At 62.4% G+C, this 13,839-nt stretch carries 17 protein-coding genes; 9 read left to right on the top strand and 8 right to left on the bottom strand.

Annotation, left to right across the window (positions count from 1 at the left end; translation table 11 throughout):
• Positions 1–16: 16 nt before the first annotated feature.
• The 4 genes from ABJF10_RS05135 to ABJF10_RS05120 all read right to left on the bottom strand — a co-directional run bounded on the left by ABJF10_RS05135 (position 17) and on the right by ABJF10_RS05120 (position 2,512).
• Positions 17–355 (bottom strand): histidine triad nucleotide-binding protein, encoded by a 339-nt coding sequence (locus ABJF10_RS05135; protein WP_348543452.1) that lies wholly within the window; start codon positions 353–355, stop codon positions 17–19.
• Positions 352–912: a hypothetical protein gene (locus ABJF10_RS05130; RefSeq protein ID WP_348543451.1), complete on the bottom strand. Its 561-nt coding sequence runs from the start codon at positions 910–912 to the stop codon at positions 352–354. Before ABJF10_RS05130 ends, ABJF10_RS05135 begins: the two co-directional genes overlap by 4 nt.
• Before the next feature lie 18 nt (positions 913–930).
• Positions 931–1,419: a transcriptional regulator NrdR gene (gene nrdR / locus ABJF10_RS05125; protein ID WP_348543450.1), complete on the bottom strand. Its 489-nt coding sequence runs from the start codon at positions 1,417–1,419 to the stop codon at positions 931–933.
• Positions 1,420–1,798: 379 nt separating this feature from the next.
• On the bottom strand, positions 1,799–2,512 hold the full coding sequence (locus ABJF10_RS05120; protein ID WP_348543449.1) for a pseudouridine synthase: 714 nt from the start codon (positions 2,510–2,512) through the stop codon (positions 1,799–1,801).
• 154 nt (positions 2,513–2,666) lie between these two features.
• Here ABJF10_RS05120 and ABJF10_RS05115 point away from each other — a divergent pair, with 154 nt between their 5' ends.
• Together ABJF10_RS05115 and ABJF10_RS05110 are read left to right on the top strand one after the other, a co-directional pair.
• The gene (locus tag ABJF10_RS05115; RefSeq protein ID WP_348543448.1) at positions 2,667–3,287 is read left to right on the top strand and encodes a redox-sensing transcriptional repressor Rex; all 621 of its coding nucleotides are present in this window, start codon (positions 2,667–2,669) and stop codon (positions 3,285–3,287) included.
• Positions 3,284–4,135, top strand: coding sequence for a DNA glycosylase (locus tag ABJF10_RS05110; RefSeq protein WP_348543447.1), 852 nt, complete (start codon positions 3,284–3,286; stop codon positions 4,133–4,135). The genes ABJF10_RS05115 and ABJF10_RS05110 overlap by 4 nt, the downstream gene beginning before the upstream one ends.
• 82 nt (positions 4,136–4,217) lie before the next feature.
• Here ABJF10_RS05110 and ABJF10_RS05105 read toward each other — a convergent pair whose 3' ends face one another.
• The gene (locus ABJF10_RS05105; protein ID WP_348543446.1) at positions 4,218–5,903 is read right to left on the bottom strand and encodes a c-type cytochrome; all 1,686 of its coding nucleotides are present in this window, start codon (positions 5,901–5,903) and stop codon (positions 4,218–4,220) included.
• An 86-nt stretch (positions 5,904–5,989) separates the two neighbouring features.
• Between ABJF10_RS05105 and ABJF10_RS05100 the strand changes: the two genes are divergently transcribed.
• Together ABJF10_RS05100 and ABJF10_RS05095 are read left to right on the top strand one after the other, a co-directional pair.
• Complete coding sequence (locus ABJF10_RS05100; RefSeq protein WP_348543445.1) at positions 5,990–6,952, top strand: chromate resistance protein ChrB domain-containing protein; 963 nt, start codon at positions 5,990–5,992, stop codon at positions 6,950–6,952.
• Between the two features lie 4 nt (positions 6,953–6,956).
• Positions 6,957–7,136: a hypothetical protein gene (locus ABJF10_RS05095; RefSeq protein WP_348543444.1), complete on the top strand. Its 180-nt coding sequence runs from the start codon at positions 6,957–6,959 to the stop codon at positions 7,134–7,136.
• Here ABJF10_RS05095 and ABJF10_RS05090 read toward each other — a convergent pair.
• Positions 7,133–8,506: a hemolysin family protein gene (locus ABJF10_RS05090; protein ID WP_348543443.1), complete on the bottom strand. Its 1,374-nt coding sequence runs from the start codon at positions 8,504–8,506 to the stop codon at positions 7,133–7,135. The genes ABJF10_RS05095 and ABJF10_RS05090 overlap by 4 nt on opposite strands.
• A 96-nt stretch (positions 8,507–8,602) precedes the next feature.
• Complete coding sequence (locus ABJF10_RS05085; protein WP_348543442.1) at positions 8,603–9,772, bottom strand: nickel/cobalt efflux transporter; 1,170 nt, start codon at positions 9,770–9,772, stop codon at positions 8,603–8,605.
• Positions 9,773–9,857: 85 nt separating this feature from the next.
• Between ABJF10_RS05085 and ABJF10_RS05080 the strand changes: the two genes are divergently transcribed.
• Positions 9,858–10,145: a metal-sensitive transcriptional regulator gene (locus tag ABJF10_RS05080; protein ID WP_348543441.1), complete on the top strand. Its 288-nt coding sequence runs from the start codon at positions 9,858–9,860 to the stop codon at positions 10,143–10,145.
• Between the two features lie 26 nt (positions 10,146–10,171).
• On the opposite strand, the gene ABJF10_RS05075 is transcribed toward ABJF10_RS05080, so the two are convergent.
• Positions 10,172–10,633 carry a cysteine-rich CWC family protein gene (locus ABJF10_RS05075; RefSeq protein WP_348543440.1) on the bottom strand — a complete coding sequence of 154 codons (462 nt, stop codon included), beginning with the start codon at positions 10,631–10,633 and terminating at the stop codon, positions 10,172–10,174.
• A 278-nt stretch (positions 10,634–10,911) separates the two neighbouring features.
• Here ABJF10_RS05075 and ABJF10_RS05070 point away from each other — a divergent pair, with 278 nt between their 5' ends.
• The 4 genes from ABJF10_RS05070 to ABJF10_RS05055 all read left to right on the top strand — a co-directional run.
• On the top strand, positions 10,912–11,628 hold the full coding sequence (locus ABJF10_RS05070; protein ID WP_348543439.1) for a 2-phosphosulfolactate phosphatase: 717 nt from the start codon (positions 10,912–10,914) through the stop codon (positions 11,626–11,628).
• Positions 11,625–12,875, top strand: coding sequence for a TonB family protein (locus ABJF10_RS05065; protein ID WP_348543438.1), 1,251 nt, complete (start codon positions 11,625–11,627; stop codon positions 12,873–12,875). The genes ABJF10_RS05070 and ABJF10_RS05065 overlap by 4 nt, the downstream gene beginning before the upstream one ends.
• On the top strand, positions 12,872–13,618 hold the full coding sequence (locus tag ABJF10_RS05060) for a MotA/TolQ/ExbB proton channel family protein (protein ID WP_348543437.1): 747 nt from the start codon (positions 12,872–12,874) through the stop codon (positions 13,616–13,618). Before ABJF10_RS05065 ends, ABJF10_RS05060 begins: the two co-directional genes overlap by 4 nt.
• On the top strand, positions 13,615–13,839 hold a 225-nt coding region (locus ABJF10_RS05055), incomplete at its 3' end, for a biopolymer transporter ExbD (RefSeq protein WP_348543436.1). The genes ABJF10_RS05060 and ABJF10_RS05055, both read left to right, overlap by 4 nt.

The following is a 13,839-nucleotide window of genomic DNA, read 5'->3' as shown; positions in this document are numbered from 1 at the left end:
GTGGGAGGGCCTCAGGCTATCCGGGGGGCCAGGCGAGATGCCGCCCGCCGAGGAGATGCATGTGCAGATGCGGCACCGATTCACCGGCATCGGGTCCGTTGTTGATCACCAGGCGGTAGCCGCTCTCTGCGACGCCGAGCTTCTGCGCGATCTCCCGCGAAGCCACCAGCATGCGGCCGAGCAATTCCGAGTCCGCCGCGCTCGCTTCGGCGATACGGGGGATCACCCGCTTCGGCACGATGAGCACGTGGGTCGGCGCCTGCGGATTGACGTCGTGAAACGCAAAGAATTCGTCCGTTTCATGGACGATCTTGGCGGGGATTTCACGAGCGGCAATCTTTTCAAAAATGGTCATGCGAGGGAAAAAGTGACCTCGTGGTCAGCAGCGGCTGTGCCTGTTTGCTCACGAGCGAACGAAACAATGTCTGCCCGCAGGCTTTCGCAATCGCGGCTCCAGCTTTTGCGCGAGCAGAGGAGCTTCACGCACGGCTCGAGGCCGAGCAACTCGAAGCAGGAACTTTTCTCCTGCAACAGTTCCTGGATGCGGCGGCCCAGTAGATCGAAGAAAGCGAGTTCATAGCCCGAGCCGGCCTCGCGCGCGATTTCCACCAGCGAGACCTGCACCCGCGGCGCCGCCGGCACGAAATGGCGGCCGATTTCCGCGTAGCCGATGACCTGCAGGACCGATTGCACCGCATTGGTCAACCGTTCCACGGGCAGCACGTTCACTTCCGTCTGGTCGTGCAAATAATCCGTGACGCTGCGGGCCACATGGGCGGCCAGCCACCATTTGGCGTAGCCGGCTCGCGCCGCCGCCTGGACGAGGGAGCGCACCAGCCACTCGCATTCGAAGGAGATGACCTGGCCGGTGGGGAGTTGAATGACCGGGAGATTGTCTTTGAGCGAAATCATCGGTGGGTTGTTGGGTTGTTATTTGAAAAGTTCGGGCTGGGAGACGCTGCGTTTGGGGCGTCGCTCCAGGGATTGGATCTCCTCGAGGAATTCACCAATGTCCTGGAAATGACGGTAAACGGAGGCGTAGCGGACGTAGGCCACTTCATCGAGCTGATGAAGTTTGTCCATGACCTTGGCGCCGATCACGTTGGAGGGGATCTCGCGGCGGAACTCCGTCTCGAGTTCCTGCACGATCTCCTCGGCCGCTTTCTCGAGCACTTCGACACTGACCGGGCGCTTTTCACAGGCCTTGATCATGCCGCCGAGCAGCTTCTGCTTGCTCAAGGGTTCGCTGCGACCGTCGCGTTTGACGACCCGGAGGTCAGCGCGCTCGATCTCTTCGTACGTGGTGAAGCGATGGGCGCATTGCACGCATTCGCGGCGGCGGCGAATGGACCGGCCGTCTTTCGAAAGCCGGGAATCAATCACCTTGTCTTCAAGGCTACCGCATTTGCTGCAATGCATTAGATTGTGGAGGACCGGGGGGGCATTACGGGGTTTAACACAACAAGTTGTGGTCTGCAAAGAGCAAAACCACGAACTTTTACGGATTTCCGTAAAGGGAAACTATGTAGAGTCCGCTACAAACTGCCGGGATCGAGAGATGAGGTGTCTAGGAAAGACACGAAAAGGGCACGAAAAAAGCCGCCCAGCAATGCGCCATAGAAAAGGTGAGCCGGCGAATTACCGGATCACGCGAATCAAATCCTTCCTATTCGTGTGAGCTTCGTGATTCGCGGGTCTATTGCCTTTTCGCGTTTGCCCCCATTGCGCCTTGGGCGTTTATGCCGCCCGCCTCCGCCCCGGCATCATCTGCGGTTCGCTGCGCTTCGGCTTTCGTGGGCTACGCTTTCGCCGCTTCGACGTGCGCCGGCCCTTTCAGGGTCGCGATCTCTTTCGAGGTCAGCAGGCGCCATTCACCGGGGCGCATCTCGCCGATCTTCAACGGACCGAGGCGGATGCGGGCGAGACGTTCGACCTCGTAGCCGAGATCGTAGAGCATCAGGCGGATCTGCCGCTTGATCCCTTGAGTGAGCACGAGGCGCAGGTGATTCGGCGCCAGGATTTCCACCCACTCCGTCTTGGCCCGGCCGCCGATGATGTGGAAGCCCTTCAAGAGCTTCTCCTTGTGCTTCGGGTCGAACGGCTTGTCGATCAGGACTTCGTATTCCTTCTCGATCTTGTAGCGCGGGTGGGTGAGGGCGAGGGAGAGCTCGCCGTCGTTGGTCACCAGCAGCAGTCCCTCGCTGTCCTTGTCCAGACGGCCCACGTGGTAGACGCGGGGCCAGTTCGGCGGGAGGAGCTGGAAGATGGTCTTGCGGTCGCGCTCGTCGCTCGCCGTGCACAAAAACCCGGCCGGCTTGTTCAGCAGCACCGTGATCTTTTGCTCGGTGCGCAGCAGGCGGCTGCCGACTTTCACGGCGTCATTGGGCTCGACCTGCGTGGCGAGGTCCGTGATGACCTTGCCGTTGATGCGGACCTGGCCGCTAGTGATGAGTTCCTCCACGCCGCGGCGGGAGCCGAGGCCGGCGGAAGCGAGAAAACGATTGAGGCGCATGGGAAGGGGCGGATGAAAAGGTGAGGTTGGAAAACGGAAAAAGGAAGATGCCCGGAAAATGCCGGGGAGGGGAGTTACGCGATGCGATTGGAAAAAACTACCCAATAGTCGCAGATTCCATTAATTCGTCGCGCGCTCGTCCCCGTTTCCCAAGATGCAGAAACTCGTCATCCCACGCAAGACTGTCTACCGGTTGTCCCTCTACTACCGTGCGTTGCAGCGTTTGCGGGTCAACAATATCGAGACCGTATCCTCCGCGGCGCTGGCCACGGCGGCCGGGGTGAAGCCCACGCAATTGCGCAAGGACCTGACCTATTTCGGGCAATTCGGCACGCGGGGGCTCGGCTACAACGTGGACGCCTTGAGCCGGCGCCTCACCGAGGCGCTGGGCACCACGCACTTGCAGCCGGTGATTCTCGTCGGCGCGGGCAACCTCGGCTCGGCGCTCCTGCGCTACCCGGGCTTTGCCAAGGAAGGCTTTGAAGTCGTGGCCGCCTTTGACGCGCGGCCGCTGCGCTCCAAGGAAAAGGAACTCGGCGTGAAAGTGCTGGCCATGACCAAGCTCACCCAATTCGTCGGCGAGAACCGGATCAAGATGGCGATCCTCACCGTGCCCGGCAACGTCGCCCAGGAAGTGACCAATGAATTGATCGCCGCCGGTGTCCTCGCGATCCTGAATTTTGCGCCGATCATTTTGCAGGTGCCGGACAATGTGGTGGTGAACAACGTGGACCTCGCGATCGAGTTGGAGAATCTGAGCTACTTCATCCAGTGAGCGCCCCGAGCGCGACCTGCGCTGCGCCGGACTTCGATCTGGAACTCACGCTGGATTGCGGGCAGGTCTTTCATTGGGTGCGTGAGGGTGCCGGCTGGCTCGGGATGATCGGCGACCGTGCGGTGTATGTGGAGCAGCGTGGGAAAACATTGCTCATTCCGAAGGGCACGGAGGAATTGATCCGCCACTACTTCGCGCTCGATCATCCGCTGGCGGAAATCGGCGCGAGTTTCCCGGACGATCCCGCGATGCAGGCCGCCGCCCAATTTTGCCGCGGCATGCGCCTCATCCGCCAGCCCGCGTGGGAGTGCATCGCCACCTTCATTACCTCGTCGATGAAACAGGTCGCCCACATCGCGCAGATCTCACACACGTTGCGGCGGCGCTACGGCGCTAAAGTGGATTGGAATGGCCGCGAGTTATTCGCCTATCCCACGCCCGAGGCGCTGGCGCGGCTGAAGGAAGAGGACCTCCGGGCCTGCGCCCTCGGCTATCGCGCGAAGAATCTGCTCGGCTCCGCCCGTCTCATCGCCTCGGGCGAGATCGACCTCGCAGCCATCGCGCGCCTGGATGATGAAGCCGCCCGTGCCGCCTTGTGCCGACTTCCGGGCGTCGGCGAGAAGGTCGCCAACTGCGCGCTCCTCTTCGGCTTCGAGCGGGTGCGCGCCTTTCCCATCGACGTCTGGATCGAGCGTGTGTTGCTGGAGATCTACTTCCCGCGCAAACGCCGCGTCACCGCCAGCCGCCTGCGCGATTTCTCCGCCACCTACTTCGGCCCCTACGGCGGCTACGCCCAGCAGTACCTCTTCCACCACGCCCGCAAAACGTGGTCCCGCAAAAAGCAGTAGCCGCAAATATTGCGCTTTCCCAGCTCAGGATGACGGGCTTTTTTCGACCCTCCACCAAGCCCACACCCCTCCCCACCGCCGCTCACTGCGCCATTCGCCAAGGCGACCGATCCTCCCACGCCTTCAACGCCTCCGCAGTCCACGCACTCGTCTTGTCGGTGTGGCACACGTTGCAGGCATTCGGAATCTTCATCGAGTCCGTCAACGCGGGACCGACGAAACGAAACGTGTGGCTGCGCACATTCACGTCGCCGATGGTTTGCGCGATCTTCGGCATGTGACACGCCACGCAGGAACTCCCGGCGCTGTCGGGTTGGTGATGCGTGTGCTGCGCCAGCGTGGGCGCGTGCGGTCCGTTCGGGGAATTCGCGCCGTGGCAGTCCAGGCAAAGAGAAGCGGGGGGGGTGCGAAGGTTCGATGGATATTCCGTCCCATGCGCGTCGTGACAGGTGAAGCAGGTGACCCCGTGCGTGTACATCTGACTGGTGACGTAGTCGTTGCCCTGCATGCGATTCTTGTGCGCCGTGCCATCGGCAAAATGCGTGAACGTGGTCTCGCCGAGCTTGTGCTCCTCCAGTTTCCAGTAATCGCTCAGTTTTTTCGATAGCTCGAAGCCCACCGGCCAGTCGTAGTACTTGCCCTCAATGGGATTTTGCAACGGCCGGCCTTGGGAATGGCATTGGATGCAGGTGTCATTCGCCGCGACGTAATCCATCCGGGAGGGACTCAGGATCGTGGCGGCCACGGACTGCCGGAGGTGTTCGCTCCCGGGCCCATGGCATTTTTCGCAGCCGACATTCCACTCCGCCACCGCCTTCGTCTTGATGTCGTAATTCACCGAGTGGCAGCCATCGCAGAGCGCGCCGGTGGGGCGTTGGAAGTTGTCGGGCGGATACAACGCAGCCCACCAGTCGTCCTTCACGAAGTACGGCTTCCACTTCTTGTGCGTTACATCCCACTGCGCCGGGAAAGGGTAGTAGTCATCACCGACCTTCTTGAAATAGCGCTGCTTCCAGATACTCCCGTAAACAAAGGCGATGTCGTCTTTGGAAAAAGTGATCAGCGGGTCGCCGCTGGAGAGGTCCGGGATGATGGCCTCGGGATGGTCCTTCGGATCGCGCACCACATTCGCCATCGGCGTCTTCTTCCACCGCGCGTAAATATCGCTGTGGCACTTTGCGCAGGCGGCGGACCCGACGTAGTGGGCGGGTGGCAGGGAAGGCGTGGGAGCCGGCGCTTCCACCGAAGCGGTCACCGGCAGATTGCGAATGAAAGACACCAGTTGCCAGGTCTGCTGGTCGGGCAACTGCCAGCCCGGCATGGCCGTATTCCGCACGCCGTTCCGAATGAAATAGAAAATCTCGCCGTCCGTCCGTTGGCGTTTACTCAACTGCGCGCGGCTGAGGCCAGACGGCGGGGGATACACGCCGGTGCCCGCGCTGGTTTTGCCATTCCCATCGAAACCGTGGCAGGCCTCGCAATGCTTCTGGTACAACTCCCGTCCGGCGGCCACGTCCGCTCCGCCCGCCGCAGCGCTCAGCGGATTTTGGAGGACCCTGGCTTCGTGCGGGATACTCCAGTCCACCAATCCCTGGGCGATGAAGGCCTCGAGGGCCGGAGGCGTCTGGCGGGCGCGCAAACCGCCCGCATGGATGTATCGATAAAAGGCGCCGGCCGTAAGGGCGCCGACAATCGCCAAGAACAGGAGAATCCAGCGCCGGCGGTTCCGGGGCGTCTTCGGGGCGACTGGTGGTGGCGTTTCGTTCATGTCTCCCGGGTATGGATGGTGGCGAAAGGTGCAGCGCGACAGGACTTGCCTGCGGGACGTGAAACACCTATTTCTCAGATGTTATTATGTCAACATCGCAGTTGCCGCATGGCTGGCTCCTTCTCCTCTACACCCTCCCGGCGAGCAAAACCGCCGGGCGCGTGAACCTCTGGCGGAAGCTGAAGAAATCCGGCGCCTATGCGCTCAAGACCTCCGGCTATGTCCTGCCAGATGAACCCGCGCACCTCGAGCGATTCCAATGGCTCGTGCAGCAGGTGCGGGACGATGGTGGTGACGCGACGCTGGCCCGGGTGAATTCCATCGAAGGCCTGACCAGTGAGGATCTCGTGGGACTCTTCAACGAAGCCCGCGCCAGCGATTACGCGGCGCTGACCAAACCGCTCCAGCAACTCATCGCTGCCCACCGCAAGAAGGCCGGCAAGGATTTCGCCGAGGCTCTGGAGAAATTGCAGCGGCAATTCCAGGAAGTGCGCGCGATCGATTATTTCTCCTGCCCCGATGGGCACGACGTAGAGGTGCTCCTCGAACGCGCCGCCCGCCTTTCCGCGCCGCCCCGCAAGCCCGGTCGCGCGCTCGACACGAAACCGTATCGGCGCCGTCTCTGGCTCACCCGTCCGCATCCCGAAATCGATCGCGTGGGCTCGGCCTGGCTCATCCGCAAATTTATCGATCCGCAGGCGCGCTTTGTCTTCGCGGCCAAGCCGTCCGCGCATCCCGGCGCCATTCCCTACGACATGATGGACGTGGAGTTCACCCATCACGGCGATGCCTGCACTTTCGAGACGCTGCTCATGCGCTTTGCCATCGCCGACCCCGCGGTCCGCCGCATCGGTGAAATGATTCACGATGCCGACCTGGAAGATGCCAAATTCCAGCGCCCGGAATGCATCGGACTCGATCTGCTTTTCAAGGGCTGGGCGCGTCTCGGCCACGGCGACGCGGAGGTGCTGGACAAAGGCTTCGCCTGCTTCGACGCCCTCTACGCCGCGCTGCGGAAGAAAAGTGAACCTGATCGTAATTCGCCATAGTGATATGAAAACAAGCCTCCCACTCATCGTCATTCTCGTCCTCCTCGTCCTCCTCGTCCTCACCGGCTGTAGTTCTGAGCCGTCCACGAATCCCAATCCCCGCCGCTCATTCAACGCGGAATCCGGGAATTTCGAAGGCCCCTCTCCGCTGCCGAAAACGAATGGCAACGCGAATAGCCGCTAAATGGAGGCCAGGGGCGGTTCGGTGTTTTGACGCCGGAACTTCACCCGGCTGACCCGGCGACCGTCGGCCTTCGTGACTGTCGCGAGGTACTCACCGATGGGCACCGCTTCACCGACTTTCGGCAAATGGCCCAGGAGATGGGTCACATAACCGCCCACCGTGCTCACATCGGCGCTCTCCAGGTGAAAGTCAGCGAGCGTGCGCAATTCATGGAGCGAAAGTCCGCCGCGGACGACGAATTCATCGGCGTTTGCCCGCTCAATGTCCGATCGCCCGGCATCGAACTCGTCTTGAATGTCGCCGACCAGTTCTTCGATCACGTTATCGAGGGTGACGATGCCGGCGGCGCCACCGAACTCGTCCAGCACCAACGCCAGGTGCGCCCGGCTGGTGAGAAAGACGTCCAGCAGCTTTTCCAGCGACATCATTTCCGGCACCGTGGGCAGGTGCCGGTTGATCGCGCCCAAATCGAGCGGCGGGTCGCCTTCCAGGGCAATCATGTCCTTGATGTGAATGAGCCCCCGCGTCTCGTCGAGATGGCCGTGGCAGAGCGGGAAGCGGGTGTGGCCGGAGCGTTTCGCGCGGCGCAGGTTCTCCTCGAAGGAGACGCCGGTATCCAAAAAGACCACCTCGGGGCGGGGCGTCGTGATGTCGCGGGCCTTCAGTCGTTGCAGGGCAAAGGCCCGGGCGGAGATGCGGGCTCCCAGTGCCGTGAGCGTGTTCGCTCGGGCGCTCTCGGCGAGGAGGAAGCGCAGTTCTTCCTCGCTATGCGCGAGTTCATGTTCCCCGACGGGCTCAATGCGAAAAAGATGGCGCAGGAGAAAATTCGCCGACCCCTGCAGCAGCCAGATTGCCGGCCGGAAGATGCGATGGAAGAGTTCCAGCGGCCGGCTTACCCAGAGCGTGGTCTGCACCGGTTTGCGGATGGCCAGCGACTTCGGCGCGAGTTCACCGAGGACGATATGCAGGAAGGTGATGGCGGCAAAGGCCAGCGTGAGCGAAACCGAGGTGATGACCGCCGATGAGGTCACGCCGGCGAGCGTGAAGACGGGATGCAACAAATGCGCGATGAACGGCTCGCCCACCCAGCCGAGCGCCAGGCTGGCCAGCGTGATCCCGAGTTGCGTCGCCGAGAGATACGCGTCCAGATGGGCGATGACGCGGCGCGCCGTCTTCACCCGCTTCAATCCCTGGTCGGCGAGGGAAGCGATCTGGCTGTCGCGCACTTTGACGATGGCAAACTCCGAGGCGACAAAGAATCCGTTCAGCACCACCAGAAACAACACGAGCAAAACCTGGAAGAAGGCGATTTCAATGGAAACCCATTCGGATAAAACGATCTCGTCGGCAGTCTCGGCGGAGTTGGACATGGTTTGGTAAAAGTGTTCCGCGGGTCACTTGGGTAAGGATTCGCCGGGCGATTCACGGATCGCAGCTTTGTCAGACCCACTTCCACTCGACGACGTTCACTCTCGAAGCATTTCATGATGCGTCGCCAGTCCGTGCCATCCTTGCCAGGCCATGTAGCTCGCCAGGATGAGCAGGAGGGCGCAGGAGAGGTACGGCGCCTTGCGCATCGCCTCGCCGAAGCCGCTGAATTTCTTCTCGGCGTGGCGCACACTCCACGCCGCGGCCGCGCCGACGGTGACCATCGTCAGCGCCAGGCCGAAACTGAAGGCGGCGACGAGCGCGAAGCCGAGCGTGAACTGCTTCACTTGCATGCAGACCAGCAGCACGGTGAACGCCGCCGGGCACGGGAGCAGTCCGCCGGTGAGGCCGAAGAGGACGATCTGCGGGGTGGTGACGGTGCGATTCAGGAAGCGCTTTTGAATATCGAGCGCGTGGGCCGCTTCGTGCGCGTCCTGAAAATCCGCGCCAGACGGAAGGTCGCTGTGATCGTGAGTGTGGTCATGATCGTGCTCGCGGAATTGCACCGGATAGCGATGCACGTGATGGTCATGCGCCAGCGTGATCGTGAGGTCGAATTCGTGCGGTTCCGGGACCTCCGTCGTCGACTCTAGAAAGTCTTCCTTTTGCCCAAACGCGAAAGTCTGCTTCGCCCCGCCGGGCCGCACTGTCTCGATGGTGACGTAGGACGCCTTCGGGAGGAAGGATTTGCCATGGCGAAGGAAAGCCAGCCGGAAGACGGGGGGCACGCCGGTTTCAAAGACGGAGAGTTTGATGACGGTGCCATGATCGGCCTTGATCAGCTTTGTGTCGTCGTGCCCGTGGCTGTGTCCATGGTCGTGATCATGATGGTCGTGCGCGGCGGCGGCTTTTGTATCGCGGCGTGTCCGCCAAAACATCCAGAGCGCGAGGCCGGCGATGATCACCGCGGAGGCGAGCTGGAAATAAGGCTCGGTGGTTTCCGCGTTCCATTGGCTGCCATATTTCAGCGCGACGGCCGCGAGCAGCCAGATGATGAGTGAGTGAGAGAACGCGGCAGAGAGCCCAAGCACCACGGCCTGCCAGACCGTCCCGCGGATGGCGATAATGAACGCGGCCATCATCGTCTTGGAATGACCCGGCTCCAGGCCGTGGAGCGCGCCGAGCAGAATGGCGGAGGGGATGAAAAGCCAGGCGTGGGAAGCGCCTTGGGAAAGGGCTTGGGAGAAGTCGGTCAGGGCCAAAATCATGGTGAGGAGCATACCCCCTAGGCCCATATTGACAAGTGCGTCTTTTGCGTGTTTCTTGGCGCGGGTCGAGTAGCCTCCTGACGACATGTCGACAAATACCCACGTTCACCCGCCCGATGAAAAACGAGCGCTCCTCGTTCGCCTCCGCAAGATCGCCGGCCAGATCGCCGCGATCGAGCGCATGGTGGAGGAGGACCGCGATTGCCCGGACGTGCTCACCCAGGTGGTGTCGGTGCGCAAGGCGCTCAAGTCCTTCGCCGAGGTGGTCATTCACCAGCACACCCACGAGTGCATCGCCCACGCTTCGGATACCAAGGAGGGCCAGCGGAAGCTGCGGGAACTGCTGACGGTCCTGGAGCGGTACGTCGAGTAAGGTCGGCCGCACGGACCCGGCATCGCCTACGCGGAGCGAGCCAGGGGAGGCTGCTCGGAAGCGAAGGGGCAATGGCGGCAGCCGCTGCCGCAACACCAACCGCGGCGCAAATGATACTGGGCGGTGAAGACGACGCTGTTGCCCTCCATGTAGAAATCGCCCGTGGTGGGCGGAAACGGAGCGACCGGGCGGCGGCGCGCGGCAAGTTCATCCCAAGTGACCTCGGGATGGGCCGCGATCGTTTCGAGGCAACCCTGGCAAAGACAGCGCGCTTCCGGCAGGTCGACGAGGAGCCGCTGCAGGCTGGAATTCAGGAGGACCGGTTCCTCGCACCAGCAGGGGCCTTTGTAGGGCTCCCCGGTCTCGAGCCGGCAGGCATTGGGCGCGGCGCAGACCGGGCAGTGCGCGGCGCGGGTACAGATGCGCGTGAGATCGGCGGTGGGCGCTTCGGAGCTGGAGGAGGACGATTCGACGAGGGCGGTGCTCATGAATGGAAGTCTCGGGATTTAGGAACTCCTGCGCGGGAGCAGCAGAAGCAACGGGTGCGATAGTTTTGCCCTCCCTCGGTTTGGAATGCAACCACAATATGTAGTGCCATTCATTTGTGTGGCGCCCATATGTTGTGTGACTGCACCTGCTGCGGGAGATTTCTGCAATTAAATTTTCGAGGGGTGCAAAGCGAAGAGCCACATGGGAGAAGTAGTTGTTGCGGCGTGATAATGATGTTTAATGACCGGCTTTCCCGCGCGCTGTCCGCGCGCCGTTCATGCCCATGCACATCGATGTCGTCCTTCACCCCACAGAAATCGCGCAGCTTCCGGCGCGCGATCTTTCGGGGACGACGTGTGTGGTGTTCGATGTGTTGCGGGCGACGTCGTCGATGGTCACGGGGCTGGCGAATGGGGTGAGCGAGATCCACCCGGTGTGCACGATCGAGGAGGCGCACGCGCTCAAGGCGCGGCTGCCCGATGTGGTGCTCGGCGGTGAGCGGCAGGGGGATCCGATCCCCGGTTTCGATATCGGCAATTCGCCGAGTGAATACCTGGGACTGAAGGGCCGGCGGGTCGTCACGACGACGACCAATGGCACCGTGGCGCTCCGCGCTTGCGAACGCGCCGCGCGGGTCCTGGTGGGGGCGCTCCTCAACCTGGGCGCGCTCTCGGCCGCGTTGCGCGCGCTGGCACCGAAGAAGGTCCTGCTGGTTTGCGCGGGGACGTTTGACACCTTCGCCCTCGAGGACGCCTATGCCGCCGGCCGGCTGATCGCGGAACTGCCCGGAGCGAGCCGGACCGATGCGGCGCAAACCGTGGCAGTGCTGGCCGCACAGTATCCGAACTCGCTCGACGCCTTGCGCCTGGCGCGCAACGGCCAGGCGCTCACGGCCACGGACCGCGGCGCCGATGTGGAGTGGTGCGCGCAGATTTCCCGGTTTAACGTGGTGGGCCTGATGGAGGCGGCTGTGATTCGGCCGTTGCCAGCATGACTTTCGTTCAACGCTACACCGCACCGATTCTCGCCAGGATTCCCGATACGTCGGAGATTCCCACCGGTCGGCTCATTGGCATCGGCATCGTCATTTCGCTGCTCCTGCACCTGCTGGCGTTCCTGATGATCCCGCTCTTCGCCCTCTTTTTTAAGGATCACGACGTGGACTTCGCGAAGACCCCGGTGAAGCCGCGGGAAATCGAGCTGCAAGTCGTGCCGCCGGAGGAAGAGGAGCCGCAGATCCAGCCGTTTACCATTACGCCACCGTCGCGGCCTTTCCTCGATTCGCGCGGGCTGGATATCGCCAAGGACCCGACGCAGGATCCGCTCTTTGAATCGGACGAGAACATGAAGGCGGCGAGCCAACTGGCGGCCACCGGCGATTCGCTCCTGCCGGGACAACTGGGAAAGCAACTCCCGTTCAATGCGTTCCAAAACACGCGCTCGCTGCTCGGGCCGGCGCCCGAGCCGTTCGCGCCGACCCAGCCCTCGGTGCAGCCATTGCCCGCACCGCCCCCGCCGACCGTGCAGGTGGCGCAGACGCCGGACACGACGCCCCCGGCGGAAGTCCCAAAAGACCCCACGCCGCCGCCTCCCGAGGCGGAAAAGAGCGAGGAGAAAGCGCCCACGAAGGACAAGGAAAAGACCAAGCCCACCGATTTCCGGGCAGTGGAGAAGCTGCTCGATGAAGAAATCGCCGTCACCAAGCGGGAATTGAAGCCGAAGGCCGTGACCCAGATCGAACGTCCCACGATGACCCCATCCCCCGTGGCGCATGCGGCGGTGCTTCGCCCGCTCGACGACCAAATGGTCAAGCTCACGACGCCGGCGCCGAAGCCCCAGCCGCGGCACGAGTCGGGTTACCAGCCCGAGCAGGAGCAGAATCGCATCGAGAGCAGTATTTCCAACCGCGGCAAGAGCGCGGTGGATTCCATCGCCACGCCGATGGGGAAGTATCGCAAGCAGGTCAGCGACGCGATCGGATCGCGCTGGCATTATTACGTAAACGACAAAATGTCTTTGTTTGCCATCGGTTCGGTGCGTATCAGCTTTTCCGTCGATGCCCAAGGGCACGTCTCTCGCGTCAAAGTGGAATCCAATTCTTCCAACCAAAGCCTCGAGGATGTTTCCATCCAGGCCATTCGTGATGCTGAGCTCGCGCCGCCGCCGCCCAACCCCGCGCTGCCCAGCGACCAGGATCCATTCGAATGGACGATCAATTTTACGTACTATCATATCCAATGACCCCCATCCTCGCCGCCGCCTCGCTGAAGTCGGCTTTTTACTTCTTTTATCACGGCGGCTTTTTCATGGTCCCGCTGCTCCTATGCTCGGTGATCTCCGTCACGGTGATCGTCCTCCGCGGGCTGGCGCTGCGCCGCGAGATCGTGATGCCGCCGATGCTCGAGGCGGAAATCGAGGCCATCGAAGCGGGCGATGAAGACGCGGCCAACCGGCTGGCGAAGCTGGTGCGGCACGACCGCTCGACGCTGGCTCGCATCATCACCGTGGGCCTGCACCATCTCGACTGGCCGAAGTCCGAAAACATGGAAGCCGTCCAAACCCGCGCGCGGCACGAGATCGTGCGGCTGGAGAGCGGGATCTTCGTGCTCGAGGTGATCGTGGGCATCGCGCCGCTGCTCGGGTTGCTCGGGGCGGTGTCAGGCTTGATCTCCGTCTTTGCGGCCTTTGGTGGGGACACTGCTTCACAGGATCCGCACGGCATTGCCAAGGGCATATCCGAGGCGTTGAGCACGACCATCGTGGGCCTGGCGATCGCCATCCCGAGCCTCATCGCCTACAGCTATCTCACCAAGAAGATCGAAACCATGGCCGCGGAGATGGAGTCGCTCGTCGCGGAACTCCTGTCGAAGTGCTATTACCACCAAGCGCGGCAGACGGCCTCGCGCCCCGCGTCCCGGATGGAAAGCTACGCGCCGCCGGCGCCGCTGGATGAACCCACCCCGCTGGAGGAACCGCTGGCATGAAGTTTTACGCCCGCCCGCGCCGCACGCCGCAGGTCATCATCGTGTCGCTCATCGATATCTTTGCGATCCTGCTGATCTTCGTGATCGTCACGACGACCTTCAAAAAGATCCAGCCCCAGGTGACAATCAAGCTGCCCGAATCCAAGAGCGCGGTTTCCTCCGACTCCAGCGATGAGCCGGTGCTGCTCTCGATCACGGTCGACGAAGAGATTTTTCTCGAT

The sequence above is a fragment of the Chthoniobacter sp. genome (assembly GCF_040003245.1).
Lineage (GTDB): Bacteria > Verrucomicrobiota > Verrucomicrobiia > Chthoniobacterales > Chthoniobacteraceae > Chthoniobacter.
The sequence above is the reverse complement of the archived record's forward strand: the minus strand, read 5'-3'. Positions and strand labels throughout refer to the sequence as shown.